At 48.9% G+C, this 20,477-nt stretch carries 17 protein-coding genes, 2 tRNA genes, 1 other RNA gene and 1 pseudogene; 12 read left to right on the top strand and 9 right to left on the bottom strand.

The window, feature by feature from the left end; genetic code table 11:
* Window positions 1-59: 59 nt before the first annotated feature.
* From GF617_RS11765 to GF617_RS11785, 5 genes are all read right to left on the bottom strand, one after another.
* Window positions 60-190: non-coding RNA, RtT sRNA (locus GF617_RS11765), on the bottom strand.
* Between the two features lie 45 nt (window positions 191-235).
* A tRNA-Tyr gene (locus GF617_RS11770) sits at window positions 236-320 on the bottom strand.
* A gap of 35 nt (window positions 321-355) precedes the next feature.
* Window positions 356-440 (bottom strand) — tRNA-Tyr (locus GF617_RS11775).
* A 158-nt stretch (window positions 441-598) separates the two neighbouring features.
* Complete coding sequence (gene purU, locus GF617_RS11780) at window positions 599-1,441, bottom strand: formyltetrahydrofolate deformylase (protein WP_181619691.1); 843 nt, start codon at window positions 1,439-1,441, stop codon at window positions 599-601.
* Window positions 1,442-1,489: 48 nt separating this feature from the next.
* A complete protein-coding gene (locus tag GF617_RS11785; protein WP_181619690.1) occupies window positions 1,490-1,948 on the bottom strand; it encodes a YchJ family protein in 459 nt (152 codons plus the stop codon).
* Window positions 1,949-2,062: 114 nt separating this feature from the next.
* On the opposite strand from GF617_RS11785, the gene rssA reads away from it, so the two are divergent.
* The 3 genes from rssA (at window position 2,063) to galU (ending at window position 5,177) form a co-directional block, all read left to right on the top strand.
* On the top strand, window positions 2,063-2,965 hold the full coding sequence (gene rssA / locus GF617_RS11790) for a patatin-like phospholipase RssA (RefSeq protein ID WP_181619689.1): 903 nt from the start codon (window positions 2,063-2,065) through the stop codon (window positions 2,963-2,965).
* 90 nt (window positions 2,966-3,055) lie between these two features.
* The gene (gene rssB / locus GF617_RS11795; protein WP_181619688.1) at window positions 3,056-4,069 is read left to right on the top strand and encodes a two-component system response regulator RssB; all 1,014 of its coding nucleotides are present in this window, start codon (window positions 3,056-3,058) and stop codon (window positions 4,067-4,069) included.
* A 199-nt stretch (window positions 4,070-4,268) separates the two neighbouring features.
* Entirely contained in the window at window positions 4,269-5,177 is a 909-nt protein-coding gene (gene galU, locus GF617_RS11800; RefSeq protein ID WP_181619687.1) for a UTP--glucose-1-phosphate uridylyltransferase GalU, read from the top strand.
* 208 nt (window positions 5,178-5,385) lie between these two features.
* On the opposite strand, the gene hns is transcribed toward galU, so the two are convergent.
* Window positions 5,386-5,799, bottom strand: coding sequence for a histone-like nucleoid-structuring protein H-NS (gene hns, locus GF617_RS11805; protein ID WP_008502781.1), 414 nt, complete (start codon window positions 5,797-5,799; stop codon window positions 5,386-5,388).
* Between the two features lie 551 nt (window positions 5,800-6,350).
* On the opposite strand from hns, the pseudogene tdk reads away from it, so the two are divergent.
* Window positions 6,351-6,959, top strand: a pseudogene (tdk, locus tag GF617_RS11810) (thymidine kinase); the annotation flags it as partial.
* Between the two features lie 80 nt (window positions 6,960-7,039).
* On the opposite strand, the gene adhE reads toward tdk, so the two are convergent.
* Window positions 7,040-9,718, bottom strand: a complete 2,679-nt coding sequence (gene adhE / locus GF617_RS11815) for a bifunctional acetaldehyde-CoA/alcohol dehydrogenase (RefSeq protein ID WP_181619685.1) — start codon at window positions 9,716-9,718, stop codon at window positions 7,040-7,042.
* 478 nt (window positions 9,719-10,196) lie between these two features.
* Here adhE and GF617_RS11820 point away from each other — a divergent pair, with 478 nt between their 5' ends.
* From GF617_RS11820 to GF617_RS11850, 7 genes are all read left to right on the top strand, one after another.
* Entirely contained in the window at window positions 10,197-10,844 is a 648-nt protein-coding gene (locus tag GF617_RS11820; RefSeq protein WP_181619684.1) for a YchE family NAAT transporter, read from the top strand.
* A 772-nt stretch (window positions 10,845-11,616) separates the two neighbouring features.
* The gene (oppA, locus tag GF617_RS11825; protein ID WP_203451726.1) at window positions 11,617-13,251 is read left to right on the top strand and encodes an oligopeptide ABC transporter substrate-binding protein OppA; all 1,635 of its coding nucleotides are present in this window, start codon (window positions 11,617-11,619) and stop codon (window positions 13,249-13,251) included.
* 124 nt (window positions 13,252-13,375) lie between these two features.
* A complete protein-coding gene (gene oppB, locus GF617_RS11830) occupies window positions 13,376-14,296 on the top strand; it encodes an oligopeptide ABC transporter permease OppB (RefSeq protein ID WP_181619682.1) in 921 nt (306 codons plus the stop codon).
* Window positions 14,297-14,308: 12 nt separating this feature from the next.
* Window positions 14,309-15,217: an oligopeptide ABC transporter permease OppC gene (gene oppC / locus GF617_RS11835; protein ID WP_181619681.1), complete on the top strand. Its 909-nt coding sequence runs from the start codon at window positions 14,309-14,311 to the stop codon at window positions 15,215-15,217.
* An 11-nt stretch (window positions 15,218-15,228) separates the two neighbouring features.
* Window positions 15,229-16,242 carry an ABC transporter ATP-binding protein gene (locus GF617_RS11840; RefSeq protein ID WP_181619680.1) on the top strand — a complete coding sequence of 338 codons (1,014 nt, stop codon included), beginning with the start codon at window positions 15,229-15,231 and terminating at the stop codon, window positions 16,240-16,242.
* Entirely contained in the window at window positions 16,239-17,243 is a 1,005-nt protein-coding gene (oppF, locus tag GF617_RS11845; RefSeq protein WP_181619679.1) for a murein tripeptide/oligopeptide ABC transporter ATP binding protein OppF, read from the top strand. The genes GF617_RS11840 and oppF overlap by 4 nt, the downstream gene beginning before the upstream one ends.
* A gap of 17 nt (window positions 17,244-17,260) precedes the next feature.
* Complete coding sequence (locus GF617_RS11850; RefSeq protein ID WP_181619678.1) at window positions 17,261-18,127, top strand: ion transporter; 867 nt, start codon at window positions 17,261-17,263, stop codon at window positions 18,125-18,127.
* Between the two features lie 31 nt (window positions 18,128-18,158).
* On the opposite strand, the gene GF617_RS11855 is transcribed toward GF617_RS11850, so the two are convergent.
* A complete protein-coding gene (locus tag GF617_RS11855) occupies window positions 18,159-18,488 on the bottom strand; it encodes an HI1450 family dsDNA-mimic protein (RefSeq protein ID WP_181619677.1) in 330 nt (109 codons plus the stop codon).
* Window positions 18,489-18,521: 33 nt separating this feature from the next.
* A complete protein-coding gene (cls, locus tag GF617_RS11860) occupies window positions 18,522-19,982 on the bottom strand; it encodes a cardiolipin synthase (RefSeq protein ID WP_203451727.1) in 1,461 nt (486 codons plus the stop codon).
* A gap of 143 nt (window positions 19,983-20,125) precedes the next feature.
* Here cls and GF617_RS11865 point away from each other — a divergent pair, with 143 nt between their 5' ends.
* Window positions 20,126-20,299: a YciY family protein gene (locus GF617_RS11865; protein WP_181619675.1), complete on the top strand. Its 174-nt coding sequence runs from the start codon at window positions 20,126-20,128 to the stop codon at window positions 20,297-20,299.
* The last annotated feature ends 178 nt before the right edge of the window (window positions 20,300-20,477 follow it).

The following is a 20,477-nucleotide window of genomic DNA, read 5'->3' on the forward strand; positions in this document are numbered from 1 at the left end:
TGCATTGGGGAAACATGGGACACAGTGCAATGAATTGATATAGAGCGATTTAGAAGTGATGGTGGTGGGGGAAGGATGACTCAGCGCGTTGCGCTTCGCCCTTCGGGTCGTTGCCTGCGGCAACGCTTTCTCGCTGCGCTCGAATCGAACCTTAGTCGAAGCTTCTCATCCTTCCCTGCATTGGGGAAACATGGGACACAGTGCAATGAATTGATATAGAGCGATTTAGAAGTGATGGTGGTGGGGGAAGGATTCGAACCTTCGAAGTCGATGACGGCAGATTTACAGTCTGCTCCCTTTGGCCGCTCGGGAACCCCACCAGGGGTAATTCAGATTTTCAGATGATGCTTAGAGATGGTGGTGGGGGAAGGATTCGAACCTTCGAAGTCGATGACGGCAGATTTACAGTCTGCTCCCTTTGGCCGCTCGGGAACCCCACCACGGGGTAATGCTTTTTAACTGGCCTGCTTCCTGCTGGAAGCGGGGCGCATCATATCAAATGACACGCCCCTGTAAAGCGTTACCATGATAAAAATAAACTGGTTGCCTGATTTTTACACGCAAAGGCGCAAAGCTAACCAATTCATTTCTCAGTCGATTAAAGAATGATCGTTCTGTTGCCGTAGACGAAGACGCGCTGTGCCAGCACCTGATACAGCGCGCGGCTCAATACGTTTTTCTCAACATCACGTCCGGCACGCATCATATCTTCGGCGGTATAAGTGTGATCGACATGAATAACGTCCTGCATGATGATTGGGCCTTCATCAAGATTGTCATTAACATAGTGCGCCGTTGCGCCGATGATCTTCACGCCACGTTCGTAGGCCTGGTGATAAGGCCGTGCACCAATAAAGGCTGGCAGGAACGAATGGTGAATATTGATGATTTTATTTGGGAAACGGGACACAAAGGATGGCGTCAGGACACGCATATATTTTGCCAGTACAACATAGTCCGGATTATGCGCTTCAATCGCTTGTGCCATCAGATCATCATGCTCTTCACGGGTATGACCTTCATGGCTGACCAGTTCAAACGGGATATCAAAGCGTTCAACCAGCGTGCGCAACGTATCGTGATTACCGATAACGGCGGCAATTTCAACATCCAGACCACCGTAATTAGCTTTCATCAAAAGATCGCCCAGGCAGTGGGCCTCTTTGGTGACCAGAATAACCACGCGGCGGCGGCCTGCAGGAGTCAGTTCGCGAACAGATCCCTCGGGCAGCGCACTATCGAGATCGGCAAGCAGAGTATTGTCGTTGAAAATACCTTCAAGCTCCGTACGCATGAAAAAACGGCCAGTACGGTGGTCAACGAACTCATTGTTCTGCACGATATTCAGTTCATGCTTGTAACAAATATTGGTAATTCGTGCGATAAGCCCTTTCTGGTCAGGGCAGATTGTGCGCAGAACTTTACGTTGTAGTGATTGCATCGCCGGGAAATCCTGTTTGAGTATTTGCGAAGTCTATGTTGTCGGACGTTACTGCCCGCAACACTTTTTAAATTTTTTACCTGAACCACACGGGCAGGGGTCATTACGACCAAATTGCGGACGCGTTCCGTCAATATAATACCACTGCCCGCTTTCCTTTAAGAACCGGGAGCGCTCGATGATGACTCCCGGTTTGTTCTGTTCAGTAAAACGCGCGACAAAACTGACATAACCTTCGGCATCATGACGGCCTTCCGCTGATTCAAAGAGGGTAAGACCTAGCCATTGCGTGTTGGCAAAACCGGCCTCAATCTCCTGGCGAAAATCCGCAGCATGGCAAGATGGATGCCAGCTCCTGATCAGGTAGTCTGCGTCTTTGATCACAAAAGCAGTATAACGTGAACGCATAAGGTGTGATGGGTCTGGAGCTACCTGCTCGCCAGAAAGATATCGCTGGCAACATAGGCTATACTCCAGAGCGCTACCACAAGGGCAGAGTTGAGACACAATTACTCTTCCTGGAACAAAAATAATGGCGTTTAAGCGCCTGGGTAGCACCATGTTAACTGAGCATTAGCGTTGACGCTATGTTGGGAATCCAGGGGAAGTAAAACAGGTCTAATGAGAAAGGTTAAAGTTGGTCTGGCGCTGGGCTCAGGTGCAGCCCGGGGATGGTCGCATATTGGCGTTATCAATGCCTTAAAAAAGTTAGGTATCGACGTTGATATCGTTGCAGGGTGTTCTATTGGTTCGCTGGTAGGGGCCGCATATGCCTGCGGAAAACTACCGGAGCTTGAAACATGGGTACGTTCCTTTAGTTACTGGGATGTGCTTCGGCTGATGGATCTCTCCTGGCAGCGCGGTGGCCTGTTACGCGGTGAACGCGTATTTAATCAATTCCGTCAGATTATGCCGCTTGATGACTTCAGCCATTGCCAAATGCCTTTCGGCGCGGTGGCGACAAACCTCAGTACGGGCAGAGAGTTGTGGTTTACCGAAGGGGATATTCACCTCGCTGTGCGTGCTTCCTGCAGTATGCCGGGTTTAATGGCTCCGGTCCCTCACAATGGCTACTGGTTAGTCGATGGTGGGGTGGTCAACCCAATTCCTATTTCTCTGACACGTGCCATGGGGGCGGATATTGTCATCGCTGTGGATCTCCAGCACGATGCTCACCTGATGCAACAAGATCTGATGCCCGTTAATCTGCAAAGTGATGAGGCTGAGAGTGAGAAACTGGCCTGGCATGAGCGCTTACGTGGACGAATTGGGCGTATAACCACGCGCCGTAGCGTGACCGCGCCGACCGCGATGGAAATTATGACGACCTCTATACAGGTGCTTGAAAATCGCCTGAAACGAAACCGTATGGCGGGAGACCCGCCAGACATTCTGATCCAACCGTACTGTCCGCAAATCGCAACGCTCGATTTTCATCGTGCGGAAGCAGCAATTACGGCAGGGGTGTTAGCTGTCGAAAAGAAAATGGATGAACTGTTACCGTTTGTGCGAATAGCAGATTAAACATCCTTTTTGATTACTTCAGCAAAGTCTGACAGGCGATAGTGCCGATCGCATGCCACTATGTAGTTATTGTCAGCCAGGGGAGGAACCATGACGCAACCATTGGCCGGAAAACAGATATTGATAGTGGAAGACGAGCCCGTTTTCCGCTCGCTGCTGGACTCGTGGTTATCCTCGCTGGGCGCGGTTACCTCTCTGGCCGAGGATGGTGTCGACGCGCTGGAAAAAATGACAAACTTCATACCCGATCTGATGATTTGTGATATTGCGATGCCGAGGATGAATGGCCTAAAACTGGTTGAACATCTGCGCAATGAAGGCGATCAAACTCCCATTCTGGTGATCTCTGCGACCGAGAATATGGCGGACATCGCCAAAGCCTTGCGTCTGGGGGTGCAGGATATTTTGCTTAAACCCGTTAAAGATCTGAGCCGATTGCGGGAAACCGTGTTGGCGTGCCTGTACCCCAATATGTTTAATTCTCGTGTCGAGGAAGAAGAGCGTCTTTTTCAGGACTGGGATGCGTTAGTCAGTAATCCGGCGGCTGCCGCAAAATTGTTACAAGAGCTTCAGCCACCAGTGCAACAACAGATTTCGCATTGCCGAATAAATTACCGGCAACTGGTCGCTGCGGATCAATCTGGACTGGTGCTGGATATTGCGCCTTTATCTGATACCGATCTTGCATTTTATTGTCTGGATGTGACGCGTGCGGGTGATAACGGTGTATTAGCGGCGTTATTACTCCGGGCGCTTTTTAATGGACTATTGCAGGAACAGCTATCGCACCAGGGTCAACGACTTCCTGAGTTGGGGAGTTTACTTAAACAGGTTAATCAGCTTTTTCGCCAGGCAAATCTGCCGGGGCAATTTCCGCTGCTGGTTGGTTATTATCACAGCGGTTTAAAAAACCTCATCCTCGTGTCTGCTGGTTTAAATGCTTCACTGAATACAGGGGAACACCATATACAGGTGAGTAATGGAGTGCCGTTAGGGACAATGGGTACGGCATATCTTAATCAAATAAGCCATCGTTGTGCCTCCTGGCAGTGCCAAATTTGGGGGGCGGGAGGGCGGTTACGCTTAATGTTGTCCACGGAATAAGCAGTTGAGATTTATTCTTCAGATTGCTTTTCCTGTGTTTTACAGGCAGTGCTACTATCACTGCCAGTTTCATACGTATTTATCCTAATTGATCGGCAACGCGTCCTTTTCAGACCCTGACTGTATGATGAGGCTGATATACTCAACGCGTTATTTATTGCATAAAAGTTCAAAACTTGAACAGCTCAGGAGAATTTCAATGGCTGCCCTAAATTCGAAAGTCAGAAAGGCCGTTATCCCGGTCGCGGGATTGGGAACCAGGATGCTGCCGGCAACAAAGGCAATCCCTAAAGAGATGCTGCCTTTGGTTGATAAGCCATTAATCCAGTATGTCGTCAATGAATGTATCGCCGCAGGCATTACCGAAATTGTGCTGGTGACACATTCATCCAAAAATTCTATCGAAAACCATTTCGATACCAGTTTTGAACTTGAAGCGATGCTGGAAAAACGTGTTAAGCGCCAACTGTTAGCCGAAGTTCAGTCTATTTGTCCTCCGCACGTTACCATTATGCAGGTACGTCAGGGGCTGGCTAAAGGTCTTGGCCACGCGGTATTGTGCGCGCACCCGGTTGTGGGTGATGAGCCTGTCGCGGTTATTCTGCCTGATGTTATCCTGGATGAGTTTGAGTCGGATCTGTCCCAGGACAACCTGGCTGATATGATTAGACGCTTTGATGAAACCGGCAGCAGCCAGATCATGGTTGAGCCTGTTGAAGATGTGACGGCTTACGGTGTTGTCGACTGCAAGGGCGTTAGCCTGAGTGCTGGCGAGAGCGTCCCAATGGTTGGGGTTGTTGAAAAACCGAAAGCCGACGTAGCGCCTTCAAATCTGGCTGTTGTGGGGCGTTATGTTCTGAGTGCTGAGATTTGGCCTCTGCTGGCGAAAACGCCTCCAGGAGCAGGTGATGAAATCCAATTGACCGATGCAATTGATATGCTGATCGAGAAAGAAACCGTCGAAGCCTATCATATGAAAGGTAAGAGTCACGATTGCGGCAATAAGCTTGGTTATATGCAGGCATTTGTTGAATACGGCATTCGCCACAATACCCTGGGTGAAGAATTTAAAGCCTGGTTGAAAGAAACGATGGGTATTACAAAATAATCTGTTGTTCAAACTGACATGACCGGTGTGGCATTGCCCACCGGTTTTTTTATGCCCACAACGACACATTATGATAAGCCAGAATGGTTTTGTCAGTTCCGGTAAATAGCTGTTTGTCGCAATATGGCTGAGTGTAAGAGGATGTTCAGTATAAATTGCAGACACAAAAAATCCCGCATTTAGCGGGATTTTTTAGAATCTATAATGATTAATCCTTGATCAGGAAATCATCCAGCTGTTTACCTTGCTCATCCATGGCTTTCTTGATAACAGCAGGAGTACGTCCCTGGCCAGTCCAGGTTTTAGTTTCGCCGTTCTCGTCAACGTAGCTATATTTAGCCGGACGAGCTGCACGTTTTGCTTTAGTGCCGGTTTTAGCTGCAGCCATGCTGTTCAGCAATTCGTTTGGATCGATACCATCAGCAATCAGCATTTCGCGATATTGCTGCAGTTTACGAGTGCGTTCTTCGATTTCAGCTGCAGCAGCGCTTTCTTCTTCACGACGTTCATTAACTACAACTTCTAATTTTTCCAGCATTTCTTCAAGCGTTTCAAGGGTACATTCTCTCGCCTGCGCACGAAGAGTACGGATGTTGTTCAGAATTTTAAGTGCTTCGCTCATTGTAGTAATCTCAAACTTATAATGGGGGGTGGTTTGTTGAAGTAATAATAGAGCGATAAATTGAGTTGTGCAATAGGTGAGAATGTAAGGAATTCAAAAAATACTGAATATTGGGCGCTATTATTAATTACGCTAACTTAAATTTCGATGGCTGTCTGGTCTGCACGTTATCACGCCAGGCGGTATAAACCTGTTGGCAGTATGTTTTTGTGACAACTCCCTCACGAATTATAGTTGCGTAGGATAAATATCAGCCTTTTGTATTACCTTGTTGGAGGGGATGAAAGTCAGAAATAGTTAATAAATAGTGAATTTTAATAGCCCTGAAATCCAGTATAAAAAGGAGTGTTATGTTTGGCTATGGACTTTCCCTTTTTGGGGCATCAAACGAGTTTACTGCATGTTTTAACGCATTATTTTCTGATGTGGATTGAACCCAGGATAACCATATGTCGCAGAGTATGTGCTGTCTGTCGCGGATAGCGAGACAAAATATGGTACAATGAATCATTGGGAATATTACACATTGATTAGGGTTTTACGGCCAATGGCAACTTTATTTCTACTATTCGGCAATGAATGCAGGGAAATCTACGGCGTTACTGCAGTCCTCTTACAATTATCAGGAAAGGGGCATGCGTAGTGTCGTATACACTGCTGAGATTGATGACCGCTTTGGCGCAGGTAAAGTGAGTTCGCGAATAGGTCTGTCATCGCCTGCAAAGCTGTATAACCCGCAAACCGACCTGTTCGAGGATATACGTGCAGAGCATGCTTCCCGGCCTGTACACTGCGTTCTGGTGGATGAAAGCCAGTTCCTGACGCGCCAACAGGTCCGTGCACTTTCTGACGTCGTCGATGATCTCGACATTCCTGTATTGTGTTACGGATTACGCACGGATTTTCGTGGCGAATTATTTGCCGGGAGTCAGTATTTGCTTGCGTGGTCGGATAAACTCGTCGAACTAAAAACGATTTGTTACTGCGGCCGTAAAGCCAGCATGGTGCTTCGTCTCGATCAATCAGGTAAGCCGTATGCGGATGGTGAACAAGTCGTTATAGGCGGAAATGAGCGGTATGTTTCTGTATGTCGTAAGCACTACAAAGAAGCGTTAGCTGTGGGGTCGTTGACGGCAATTCAGGACCATAATCGCTGTTAATTCGATACTGATATTTAATTGAATTCTGAACGCAGATATAAAAAAACCCGCCATTTGGCGGGTTTTTATTAGGCTGTCAATTAAGCGCTTTTCTTCGCTTTTTTGTCAGTTTTTGCTGCAGGTGCTTCAACTTTAGCAGCTACAACGTCGTTTTCTTTAAACTCACGACCGTAGTAGGTATCCAGCAGAATCTGTTTCAGCTCGGAGATCAGTGGGTAGCGCGGGTTAGCACCAGTACACTGATCATCGAAGGCATCTTCAGACAGCTTATCTACGTGAGCAAGGAAGTCTGCTTCCTGAACGCCTGCTTCGCGGATAGATTTAGGAATACCCAGTTCAGCTTTGATGCTGTCCAGCCATGCCAGCAATTTCTCGATTTTAGCAGCAGTACGGTCGCCCGCAGCGCTCAGACCCAGATGGTCTGCGATTTCAGCATAACGACGACGTGCCTGAGGGCGGTCATACTGGCTGAATGCAGTCTGCTTAGTTGGGTTGTCGTTGGCGTTATAACGGATAACGTTGCTGATCAACAGGGCGTTCGCCAGACCGTGAGGAATGTGGAACTGTGAACCCAGTTTGTGTGCCATAGAGTGGCAAACACCCAGGAATGCGTTAGCAAACGCGATACCTGCGATAGTTGCAGCACTGTGTACACGCTCACGCGCTACCGGGTTTTTAGCCCCTTCGTTATAAGACGCTGGCAGGTTTTCTTTCAGCAGTTTCAGTGCCTGCAGAGCCTGACCATCAGAGAATTCAGAAGCCAGGACGGAAACATACGCTTCAAGAGCATGAGTTACAGCATCCAGACCACCGAACGCACACAGCGATTTCGGCATATCCATCACCAGGTTGGCATCAACGATTGCCATATCTGGAGTCAGCGCATAGTCAGCCAGTGGGTATTTCTGACCTGTTGCATCGTCAGTTACAACCGCAAACGGTGTAACTTCTGAACCTGTACCGGAAGTGGTGGTCACTGCGATCATTTTCGCTTTTACACCCATTTTCGGGAACTTGTAGATACGTTTACGGATGTCCATAAAGCGCAGTGCCAGTTCTTCGAAGTGGGTTTCTGGGTGTTCGTACATGACCCACATGATTTTGGCTGCATCCATTGGGGAACCGCCACCCAGTGCGATGATCACATCCGGTTTGAAGGAGTTCGCCAGTTCAGCACCTTTACGTACAACCGTCAGCGTTGGGTCAGCTTCAACTTCGAAGAATACTTCGGTTTCCACACCAGCAGCTTTCAGAACTGAGGTGATCTGGTCTGCGTAGCCGTTGTTGAACAGGAAGCGGTCAGTCACGATGAGCGCACGTTTGTGGCCATCAGTAATCACTTCATCCAGCGCGATTGGCAGTGAGCCACGGCGGAAGTAGATAGATTTCGGAAGTTTGTGCCACAACATGTTTTCAGCTCGCTTAGCAACGGTTTTCTTGTTGATCAGGTGTTTAGGACCAACGTTTTCAGAGATGGAGTTACCACCCCATGAACCACAACCCAGAGTCAGGGAAGGTGCGAGTTTAAAGTTGTACAGGTCACCGATACCACCCTGAGACGCTGGGGTGTTAATCAGAATACGTGCGGTTTTCATCATCTGACCGAAATGAGCAACGCGTTCTGGCTGGTTGTCCTGGTCAGTGTACAGGCAAGAGGTGTGACCGATACCGCCCATCGCAACCAATTTTTCTGCTTTTACCACTGCATCTTCGAAATCTTTTGCACGGTACATTGCGAGAGTAGGGGACAGTTTTTCGTGAGCGAATGGTTCGCTCTCATCCACAACTTTCACTTCACCGATCAGGATTTTAGTTGTAGCAGGAACGGTAAAGCCGGCGAGCTCAGCGATTTTATACGCAGGCTGACCAACGATAGCGGCGTTCAATGCGCCATTTTTCAGGATGATGTCCTGAACGGCTTTCAGCTCTTTGCCCTGCAGCATGTAACCGCCGTGGCTTGCAAAGCGCTCACGTACTGCATCATATACGGAATCAACAACAACCACTGACTGCTCAGAAGCACAGATAACGCCGTTATCGAAGGTTTTAGACATCAGAACAGAAGCAACAGCGCGTTTGATATCAGCGGTTTCATCAATAACAACTGGGGTATTACCTGCGCCTACGCCGATGGCTGGTTTGCCGGAGCTGTATGCTGCTTTAACCATGCCAGGACCACCGGTCGCCAGGATCAGGTTAATGTCAGGGTGATGCATCAGTGCGTTGGACAATTCAACAGAAGGTTGATCAATCCAGCCAATCAGATCTTTTGGTGCACCAGCTGCGATAGCAGCCTGCAGAACGATATCTGCTGCTTTGTTGGTTGCATCTTTAGCACGTGGGTGCGGGGAGAAGATGATTGCGTTACGGGTTTTAAGGCTGATCAGCGATTTGAAGATAGCGGTAGAGGTTGGGTTGGTGGTCGGAACGATACCGCAGATAATGCCGATAGGTTCTGCAATGGTGATTGTCCCGAAGGTGTCGTCTTCAGACAGAACGCCACAGGTTTTCTCATCTTTATAGGCGTTGTAGATATACTCAGAAGCAAAGTGGTTTTTGATCACTTTATCTTCAACGATACCCATGCCGGATTCGGCAACGGCCATTTTAGCGAGAGGGATTCGAGCATCTGCAGCAGCCAGAGCGGCCGCGCGGAAGATTTTATCAACCTGTTCTTGGGTGAAATTGGCATATTCACGCTGGGCTTTTTTGACGCGCTCGACGAGTGCGTTCAGTTCAGCGATGTTGGTAACAGCCATAATGCTCTCCTGATAATGTTAAACTCTTTTAGTAAACCAGCGCTCAATAACGACAACAGTATAGTCAGAGTCGATTACCCTTGCGTAACACACATTAAAACAACGGGTTACTTTTCGTGCTTGTACACTAATTTACTAAAAGAGCCTGACCTTAGCATCATACCTTTTTGATGGTGATCTCCCTGGCGGCGTAATCAAGATTACTCACTTCTGAGTACGAAAATCATGATCTGCGTCAATTTCTCCCCAAGCTGATACCATTCAGCAGCGTTATTTCTTTGAGATTTTTCCAGTGTTAAATAATTAAGTAAGTATTGGAAGTGGCGCTATCATAGATACCACAAAAACTTAACATAGTGAAATGATAGCGTTTTGACATAGATTTCTGGTGAAGTGTGCTGATAAAAAGCGTATCTTCAGCGCGGTTTTATCATGACACAATTTATGTCCCTGGCCATGTGCATAGGCGGAGCTTAACGTGATTCAAACGCTCTTTGATTTCCCTACATATTTTAAGTTCTTTATTGGTCTGTTTGCACTGGTTAACCCAGTAGGCATCATTCCAGTCTTCATTAGTATGACCAGTTACCAGACAGCCGCTGCCAGGAATAAAACCAACCTGACGGCAAATCTGTCTGTGGGCATCATTTTGTTGACCTCTCTTTATCTTGGCGATGCGATTTTACAGATTTTCGGGATTTCAATTGATTCGTTTCGCATTGCTGGTGGGATCCTTGTCGTCACCATTGCGATGTCAATGATCAGCGGTAAGTTGGGTGAGGATAAGCAAAACAAGCAAGAGAAGTCAGAGACTGCGATTCGCGAAAGTATCGGGGTGGTCCCTTTAGCGCTGCCACTGATGGCCGGTCCAGGGGCGATCAGTTCTACCATTGTATGGGGCACGCGATACCACAATTTGATGCATCTTATTGGGTTCTCCGTAGCGATTGCGCTTTTTGCATTGTGCTGTTGGGGCGTTTTCCGCATTGCTCCCTGGCTTGTTCGTTTGCTTGGGCAAACAGGTATTAACGTGATAACACGTATCATGGGGCTGTTATTGATGGCTCTGGGGATCGAATTCATCGTCACCGGCATTAAAAGCATTTTCCCCGGGTTATTACACTGAACATTTCATTCGAAAGAACGGAGCCTGTGGCTCCGTTTTTTTACGTGATTATCAGCAAATCATATAAATAAAGTTGAAATGCACACAAGCCATAATAAATTCTACTAATAATATCCTTTACTTAAATTTCAATGAGTTAATATTTTGGGTGTCGTTGACCTGCACAGAAACCATGCAAACGGTCTGTTATTTTACTCACATGATACTCTGGGGCTTGCTGAGCGATAACCGAAATGATATTAGTAATTTCAACGTTCCGTTAGAAGAATGTGCTAAATAATAACCAGTTGTTAAATTTTCGTACAAAACCAGTCAATGATAGCGCAGCGACGCGCTTATAGGGATTTTTGTCTCTATCACATTGAATACCATAGGTTTCAATTGGTATCAGATGTGCGGCAAGGCTGCCCCCATAGAAACGACGATCGTCGTAAAAGAGAATTGCTTAACAAATTTGCAAAATGTATTGGCGCGAGATTACGCCATTTGATACTTTCCGGCCTTATATTTTGCGGCATTAAACAAGTAGATGAGAATTATTTTCATATAGAACTTGTCCCGAATATCCAGCACACGTCTCAAACAGGGGAGGCGTGTCAAGAATCGACGCAAGACGGCCATACGAGCGGTCAGTAATAATGAAGTCGGTGATAGCAAGAAGTAAAAAAAGAACCTGACAGCAGCAAAAAAAACTCCTGCGCTGTACAGGCCCCAACAGGGGATTACACAGCTGGCAAACGCCAGTAATTATAATGAGTGGAGTATCAACACAATGTCCATCATCACAAAAAAAAGTCTGATTGCCGCGGGAATTTTTACTGCGCTAATCGCGGGTAATATGGCAATGGCAGCCGATGTTCCTGCTGGCGTTACGCTGGCAGAAAAGCAAACCATGATTCGTAACAATGGCGCTGAACCGCAGTCGCTGGATCCAAACAAAATTGAAGGTGTTCCTGAAGCAAACATCAGCCGTGACCTGTTCGAAGGCCTGCTGATTACCTCTACCAAAGATGGTCACCCGATTCCAGGTGTTGCTGAAAGCTGGGATAACAAAGACTTCAAAGTATGGACATTCCACCTGCGTAAAGACGCAAAATGGTCCAACGGTGAACCTGTTACCGCACAAGATTTCGTTTATAGCTGGCAACGTCTGGTTGACCCAAAAACGGCTTCGCCTTACGCCAGCTATCCGCAGTACGGTCATATTCTGAACGTTGATGAAATTATCGACGGTAAAAAAGCGCCATCAGAACTTGGCGTCAAAGCAATTGATGACCACACTCTGGAAGTCACGCTGAGCGAGCCTGTTCCGTATTTCTACAAATTGCTGGTTAACCCGGCAATGTCTCCGGTTAACAAAACCGCCATCGAAAAATTCGGTGAGAAGTGGACTCAGCCAGCGAATATCGTGACTAACGGTGCATATAAGCTGACTGACTGGGTTGTTAACGAACGTATCATAATGGCGCGTAACACCAATTACTGGGATAACGCGAAAACTGTCGTAGACCAGATTACTTATCTGCCGATCTCCTCTGAAGTGACAGATGTAAACCGCTACCGCAGCGGTGAGATCGACATGACCTATAACAACCTGCCGATCGAACTCTTCCAGAAACTGAAGAAAGAGATCCCAACCGAAGTGCACGTCGACCCGTATCTGTGTACTTATTACTATGAAATCAACAACCAGAAAGCACCATTCACCGATGCACGCGTTCGTACTGCGCTGAAACTGGGTCTGGATCGCGATATCATCGTAAACAAAGTGAAAGCGCAAGGCGACCTGCCAGCATTCGGCTACACCCCGCCATATGCAGATGGTGCGAAACTGACCAAACCAGAGTGGTTCACCTGGACTCAGGAAAAACGTAACGAAGAAGCGAAAAAACTGCTGGCTGAAGCAGGCTACACAGCGGATAAACCACTGACCTTCAACCTGCTTTACAACACTTCTGACCTGCACAAAAAACTGGCTATCGCTGCCGCTTCTATCTGGAAGAAAAATCTGGGTGTGGACGTGAAACTGGTGAACCAGGAGTGGAAAACCTTCCTGGATACTCGTCATCAGGGAACTTATGACGTGGCGCGTGCCGGCTGGTGTGCTGACTACAACGAACCAACCTCCTTCCTGAATACCATGCTGTCAGACAGCTCAATGAACACTGCGCATTATAAGAGCCAGGCGTTCGATGCGATCATGAAAGAGTCGCTGAAAGCCACTGATGAAGCACAACGCTCCGCACTGTATGACAAAGCAGAACAACAGTTAGGCAAAGATTCTGCAATTGTACCGGTCTATTACTATGTTAACGCCCGCCTGGTGAAACCATGGGTTGGCGGTTATACCGGTAAAGATCCGATGGACAACATCTATACTAAAGATCTGTACATCATTAAGCATTAATGGCAATCCGTGGGGCAAAGTCATTTGCCCCACTGTGTCTTAATTCATCGCACTATATACACATTATTTTTCTGGTTCGCCTGAATAAGAATGTGTAAAAGGCACACGCCAGAAGGTACGGGCAATGTTGAAATTTATCCTACGTCGCTGTCTTGAAGCGATTCCGACGCTCTTTATTCTTATTACCATTTCGTTCTTCATGATGCGTCTTGCGCCAGGTAGTCCATTTACCAGTGAGCGTACGTTGCCGCCAGAAGTTATGGCCAACATCGAAGCGAAATATCACTTAAACGATCCAATCTCTACGCAGTACTTCAATTATCTGAAGCAACTTGCGCATGGCGATTTTGGACCGTCATTCAAATATAAAGACTATTCCGTTAACGACCTGGTGGCATCAAGCTTCCCGGTATCCGCTAAATTAGGTGCTGCGGCATTCTTCCTGGCTGTCGTTCTCGGTGTCGCTGCGGGCGTTATCGCTGCGCTTAAACAAAATACCAAATGGGATTATGCCGTGATGGGGGTCGCAATGACCGGGGTGGTTATACCCAGTTTCGTTGTCGCGCCATTGCTGGTGATGATATTTGCCATCACGCTGAAATGGCTGCCGGGAGGCGGCTGGAACGGCGGGGCATTGAAGTTCATGATTTTGCCCATGGTGGCATTATCGCTGGCGTATATCGCCAGTATTGCGCGTATCACGCGCGGTTCGATGATTGAAGTACTGCACTCCAACTTCATCCGTACTGCTCGCGCGAAAGGGCTGCCGATGCGCCGGATTATTTTCCGTCATGCTCTCAAGCCAGCACTGTTACCTGTACTGTCCTATATGGGACCGGCTTTCGTCGGTATCATTACAGGCTCTATGGTTATCGAAACAATCTATGGTTTGCCAGGAATTGGTCAACTGTTTGTCAACGGCGCGCTCAACCGCGATTATTCGCTGGTGCTGAGCCTTACCATTCTTGTGGGTGCGCTGACCATTCTCTTTAACGCGATTGTCGATGTGCTCTATGCCGTTATCGACCCGAAAATTCGTTACTAACTGGAGCACGCCATGATGTTGAGTAAGAAAAACAGCGAGGCGCTGGAAAACTTCAGTGAAAAACTCGAAGTTGAAGGCCGTAGCCTCTGGCAGGATGCGCGTCGTCGTTTCATGCATAACCGGGCGGCCGTAGCCAGTCTCATTGTGCTGGTTGTGATCGCCCTGTTTGTCGCCCTGGCTCCCGTGTTATCGCAGTTCACCTATTTCGATACCGACTGGGGGATGATGTCCAGTGCGCCGGATATGGCATCCGGACACTACTTTGGCACGGACTCTTCTGGACGTGATCTGTTGGTGCGTGTGGCAATCGGTGGACGTATTTCATTAATGGTGGGTATCGCCGCCGCGCTGGTGGCGGTGATTGTCGGAACGCTTTATGGTTCACTGTCCGGCTATCTTGGCGGTAAAGTCGACTCCGTCATGATGCGTTTGTTGGAGATCTTAAACTCCTTCCCGTTCATGTTCTTCGTTATCCTGCTGGTCACCTTCTTTGGTCAGAACATCTTGCTGATCTTCGTTGCCATTGGGATGGTTTCCTGGCTGGATATGGCACGTATCGTTCGTGGTCAAACCCTGAGCCTTAAACGTAAAGAGTTCATTGAAGCGGCGCAGGTTGGTGGTGTTTCTACCGCGAATATCGTGGTGCGCCACATTGTCCCTAACGTACTGGGTGTGGTGGTGGTGTATGCCTCACTGCTGGTTCCGAGCATGATCCTGTTCGAATCTTTCCTGAGCTTCCTGGGTCTGGGTACACAAGAGCCGCTGAGCAGTTGGGGAGCGCTTCTTAGCGATGGAGCGAACTCAATGGAAGTGTCTCCATGGCTGCTGCTTTACCCGGCGGGTTTCCTGGTTGTTACCCTGTTTTGTTTCAACTTTATCGGCGATGGCCTGCGTGATGCCCTCGACCCGAAAGACCGTTAAGGAGCGCCGTTATGACGATTATTGAAACGGCATCTGCGCCTCAGGCGCAACAGCAGGGCAAGGTTTTGCTGGACGTTAAGGACCTCCGTGTCACCTTTAAAACGCCAGATGGCGATGTTACTGCGGTAAACGACCTGAACTTTAACCTGCGTGCCGGTGAGACATTGGGGATCGTGGGTGAGTCGGGTTCCGGTAAATCCCAGACCGCATTTGCGCTGATGGGACTGCTGGCGCAAAACGGACGCATAGGTGGGTCTGCGACCTTCAACGGTAAAGAGATCCTTAATCTGCCGGAGCAGGAGCTGAACAAGCTTCGTGCCGAGCAGATTTCAATGATTTTCCAGGATCCGATGACCTCGCTGAACCCGTACATGCGTGTTGGCGAGCAGCTGATGGAAGTACTGATGCTGCATAAAGGCATGGGAAAAGCTGAAGCGTTTGAAGAGTCCGTTAAAATGCTGGATGCGGTGAAAATGCCAGAAGCGCGTAAGCGTATGCGCATGTTCCCGCATGAGTTTTCCGGTGGGATGCGCCAGCGCGTCATGATCGCGATGGCTTTGCTGTGTCGGCCAAAACTGCTGATTGCTGACGAACCGACCACGGCGCTGGACGTTACCGTTCAGGCGCAAATCATGACCTTGCTGAACGAGCTTAAGCGCGAATTCAACACGGCCATCATCATGATCACCCATGACCTGGGTGTAGTGGCGGGGATCTGTGACAAAGTACTGGTGATGTATGCGGGTCGTACCATGGAGTATGGCAAAGCGCGAGATGTCTTCTATCATCCTGCGCATCCATATTCTATCGGTCTGCTCAATGCCGTCCCGCGTCTGGATGCGGAAGGTGAATCCCTGTTGACCATCCCTGGAAACCCACCAAACCTGCTGCGTCTGCCGAAAGGGTGTCCGTTCCAGCCTCGTTGTCCGCATGCGATGGAAATCTGTAACAGTGCGCCACCGTTACAGGAGTTTGCACCAGGCCGTCTGCGCGCCTGCTTTAAGCCGCAGGAGGAACTGGTATGAACGCATTAGACGAAAAACGTAACGTCCTGCTCGAGATTTCCGATCTTAAGGTGCACTTCGACATTAAAGATGGCAAACAGTGGTTCTGGCAGCCGCCAAAGACACTGAAAGCGGTCGATGGCGTTACTCTGCGTCTGTACGAAGGGGAAACCTTGGGCGTAGTGGGAGAGTCTGGCTGTGGTAAGTCGACCTTTGCCCGCGCCATCATTGGCCTGGTAAAAGCCACCGACGGTAAAGTGGCCTGGCTGGGTAACGACCTGCTTGGCATGAAACCGGATGAATGGCGTGAGGTGCGAAGCGACATTCAGATGATTTTCCAGGATCCGCTGGCATCCCTAAACCCGCGTATGAACATCGGCGATATCATTGCCGAGCCACTGCGCACCTATCATCCGAAAATGCCGCGTCAGGAAGTGCGTGACCGTGTGAAAGCGATGATGATGAAAGTAGGGCTGCTGCCAAACCTCATCAACCGTTATCCACATGAATTCTCAGGTGGTCAGTGTCAGCGTATTGGTATTGCGCGTGCGTTGATTCTGGAGCCGAAGTTGATCATCTGTGATGAGCCCGTTTCCGCGCTCGACGTGTCGATTCAGGCGCAGGTGGTTAACCTGCTGCAGAAATTGCAGCGGGAAATGGGGTTATCGCTGATCTTCATTGCGCACGACCTGGCCGTGGTAAAACACATTTCTGACCGTGTGTTGGTGATGTATCTGGGGCATGCCGTCGAACTGGGCACGTATGATGAGGTGTACCATAATCCGCTGCACCCTTATACCAAAGCCCTGATGTCGGCTGTACCGGTTCCGGATCCAGACCTGGAGAAAAATAAAACGATCCAGCTTCTGGAAGGTGAATTGCCATCGCCAATTAACCCGCCTTCTGGCTGCGTCTTCCGGACGAGATGTCCGTTAGCGGGACCGGAATGCGCGCAAACGCGACCGGTTCTGGAAGGCAGTTTCCGCCATGCGGTTTCCTGCCTGAAGGTAGACCCGTTATAATCGCAAAGGCTGACATAATGTCAGCCCTTATTTTTTGCGAGGTTAATGTGTCGCACTTATTCACGTCAGCCCGTCGGCGGCTATACCAGTTGTTATTTGACCCGAAAACGTTATCCGGGCGTCGCTTCGAAGCCTTATGCGGTTTGTTCGCACTATTAAGCGTTGCGATTATCTTTGTCGAATCCGGTGCTGGGTTGCAGTATCACCTGACCTTTGATGAATGGCATGTTTTTGTCTGGCTGGAACTTATTGTCACGCTGGTCTTTACCCTTGAATATCTGCTCCGTGTTTTCTGCTGGCCTAATCCGGCGAAATACGTTTTTAGCTTTTGGGGTTTTATTGATTTAGCCACCATTTTGCCACTTTATGTTATGTGGCTTTGGCCGGAAATCAGCCTGGATTATGTTTTCGCCTGGCGAGCGATGCGTGCTGTTCGCGTATTACGTATTCTGAAGCTGTTGCGTTTTATGCCGTCATTACGGGTTTTCTGGAGTGCAATATTAAGTGCCCGTCACCAGCTGATTCTGTTCTACTCATTCATTGCCATCGTGATGATTGTTTTTGGCGCACTGATGTATTTGATTGAGGGGCCTAAGTACGGATTTACAACGCTGAATGCATCTGTCTATTGGGCAATCGTTACGGTAACAACGGTGGGATATGGTGATATTACACCGCACACACCGCTTGGACGTATTGTGGCGTCAGTGTTGATCCTGATTGGTTATTCGGTCATTGCGATCCCGACAGGATTGATTACAACGCACATGAGTTCGGCGTTTCAGAAACGGCAGTTAGATCGCCAGTGCTTAAAATGCCAGCAGAGAGGCCACGAACATAGTGCGCGCTATTGCAGCAGGTGTGGTAACGAACTCCCTGATTAAATAAAAAAGGCTGCATACGCAGCCTTTTTTATTATTCGCGCCAGAGAATATGGCACAGCTTGTGATCTTTCTCGCGACACAACAGGATGCGAGCAAAGATATCGTTGATTTCACCACCGTCGGTATCTGCCAGACCAATAACCACTTCAGCGAAGAAGTCAGGGTTCAGGTCATAATCAACATGTTCGTTCCAGTCTTCTGATGGATCGAACAATTCTGCGCCGCCGCGCTCTTCGAATTGCAGGTTAAAGAGAATCACGTCTGCGGGATCGAGGTTATCAACCGCCAGTTCGAGAAAAATATCGTAAGCCTGTTCAAGCGTTTCGTCTTCAGTCAGGCGATTATTCAGATCCATTTCCATGATGACTACCTGTTTAACATCGTTGGGCACGTTTTACAGCAACGGACTAAAGAAGTAAAACAGTCGTTCGGCAATTCTCTGCCACATTGGTCGTTTGACCCACAACCGGGCATCCAGCAGGCGAGAACGGGAAATATAATCGTCCTGAACCGCGGCCAGATCACCGCCAAATCCGGCATCATCAATGACCAGCGTGATTTCAAAATTGAGCCACAGACTGCGCATATCCAGGTTGACCGTCCCAACCAGACTGAGTTCGCCATCAACCAGCACGCTTTTGGTGTGCAAAAGCCCGCCTTCGAACTGATAAATCTTCACCCCGGCCGCCAACAGCTCGGTAAAGAAGGCCCGGCTTGCCCAACCGACAAGAACGGAGTCGTTCTTGCGCGGCATGATAATGCTGACATCGACACCGCGCTGTGCGGTAGTACAGATGGCGTGCAGAAGATCATCGCTCGGAACAAAATAGGGCGTGGTCATGATCAAATATTCGCGCGCCGAATAGGCTGCGGTCAGCAGGGCCTGATGAATAAGGTCTTCCGGAAAGCCAGGACCCGAGGCAATGGTATGGATCGTATGCCCGCTGGCCTCTTCAAACGGCATGATGTTGACATCGGGCGGTGGCGGCAGAATGCGTTTGCCGGTTTCGATTTCCCAGTCGCAGGAGTAGACGATACCCATGGAGGTTGCAACGGGGCCTTCCATGCGAGCCATGAGATCAATCCATTGCCCCACGCCTGAATCCTGTTTGAAGAAACGGGGATCGACCATATTCATACTGCCGGTGTAGGCAATATAGTTATCAATCAGGATCATTTTGCGGTGCTGGCGCAGATCCATTCGGCGCAAGAAGACACGCAGAAGGTTCACCTTGAGCGCCTCGACCACTTCGATACCCGCATTGCGCATCATTGCCGCCCAGGGGCTACGGAAAAATGCGACGCTGCCTGCGGAATCCAGCATCAGCCGACAATGAATTCCCCGACGCGCGGCGGCCATCAGCGATTCCGCCACCTGATCGGCCATACCGCCAGGCTGCCAGATATAGAACACCATCTCGATGTTATGTCGCGCCAGCTGAATATCGCGGATCAGCGCCTGCATGACATCGTCAGAGTCCGTCAGTAGCTGGAGCTGATTGCCTTTTACTCCGGCAATGCCCTGACGACGTTCACACAATTTGAACAACGAAGCCGCAACGCTGCTGTTCTCTTCGGCAAAGATATGTTTACAGGCTTTAAGATCGTTGAGCCATTTGGCGGTTGAAGGCCACATCGCGCGGGCGCGCTCAGCTCGCCTTTTTCCCAAATGCAGTTCGCCAAAGGAGAGATACGCAATAATCCCTACCAGTGGAAGAATGTAGATGATCAGAAGCCAGGCCATGGCGGAGGGTACGGCTCTGCGCTTCATCAGGATGCGTAACGTTACGCCCGCAATGAGCAGCCAGTATCCCAGAATGACCAGCCAACTCACCACGGTGTAGAAGGTTGTCATAAATAAAAAATCCTTTTGAAAGCGTATTGTTATGAGTGTACGCATCAGGATTCATCTGGCAAATAAAAACGGTAGATAAAAGCGCTGGTCTGCCGCCGCGCAGGGTTTATAATGACGGCTCTGTTAGAGATAGAGTTGTAGACATGAAGCGCAGTAGAACAGAAGTAGGGCGCTGGCGCATGTTGCGACAGGTGAGTCGTCGCAAGGCTCGTTGGCTGGAAGCACAATCCCGCCGCAATATGCGTATTCACGCCATCAGAAAATGTGGAATGAGCAGACACCGTAACGCGTTACTGTTTGCCGTCCAGGATCTCTGAGAACCCCGTGGGCACCGTTAAGGTGCCCGATGTTTATCTCTTGATTATCAAACACCGCGCTATCCCTCCAGCACAGATCCTCTATATCGATTGAGGGTTATCACGGCGTATGACAAGTTATTATTGAGTGGATACTGCCATTGCAGCGGTATTTACGTATTGATTTAGCAAAAGGAGG

The organism is Lelliottia sp. RWM.1 (assembly GCF_016859735.1).
GTDB lineage: Bacteria > Pseudomonadota > Gammaproteobacteria > Enterobacterales > Enterobacteriaceae > Enterobacter.

Bases quoted from the DNA above. Each gene is read 5' to 3' on its own strand.
- purU (WP_181619691.1), bottom strand. From the start codon at position 1,441: ATGCAATCACTACAACGTAAAGTTCTGCGCACAATCTGCCCTGACCAG.
- rssA (WP_181619689.1), top strand. From the start codon at position 2,063: ATGAGAAAGGTTAAAGTTGGTCTGGCGCTGGGCTCAGGTGCAGCCCGG.
- rssB (WP_181619688.1), top strand. From the start codon at position 3,056: ATGACGCAACCATTGGCCGGAAAACAGATATTGATAGTGGAAGACGAG.
- galU (WP_181619687.1), top strand. From the start codon at position 4,269: ATGGCTGCCCTAAATTCGAAAGTCAGAAAGGCCGTTATCCCGGTCGCG.
- hns (WP_008502781.1), bottom strand. From the start codon at position 5,799: ATGAGCGAAGCACTTAAAATTCTGAACAACATCCGTACTCTTCGTGCG.
- adhE (WP_181619685.1), bottom strand. From the start codon at position 9,718: ATGGCTGTTACCAACATCGCTGAACTGAACGCACTCGTCGAGCGCGTC.
- oppA (WP_203451726.1), top strand. From the start codon at position 11,617: ATGTCCATCATCACAAAAAAAAGTCTGATTGCCGCGGGAATTTTTACT.
- oppB (WP_181619682.1), top strand. From the start codon at position 13,376: ATGTTGAAATTTATCCTACGTCGCTGTCTTGAAGCGATTCCGACGCTC.
- oppC (WP_181619681.1), top strand. From the start codon at position 14,309: ATGATGTTGAGTAAGAAAAACAGCGAGGCGCTGGAAAACTTCAGTGAA.
- GF617_RS11840 (WP_181619680.1), top strand. From the start codon at position 15,229: ATGACGATTATTGAAACGGCATCTGCGCCTCAGGCGCAACAGCAGGGC.
- oppF (WP_181619679.1), top strand. From the start codon at position 16,239: ATGAACGCATTAGACGAAAAACGTAACGTCCTGCTCGAGATTTCCGAT.
- GF617_RS11850 (WP_181619678.1), top strand. From the start codon at position 17,261: ATGTCAGCCCTTATTTTTTGCGAGGTTAATGTGTCGCACTTATTCACG.
- GF617_RS11855 (WP_181619677.1), bottom strand. From the start codon at position 18,488: ATGGAAATGGATCTGAATAATCGCCTGACTGAAGACGAAACGCTTGAA.
- cls (WP_203451727.1), bottom strand. From the start codon at position 19,982: ATGACAACCTTCTACACCGTGGTGAGTTGGCTGGTCATTCTGGGATAC.
- GF617_RS11865 (WP_181619675.1), top strand. From the start codon at position 20,126: ATGAAGCGCAGTAGAACAGAAGTAGGGCGCTGGCGCATGTTGCGACAG.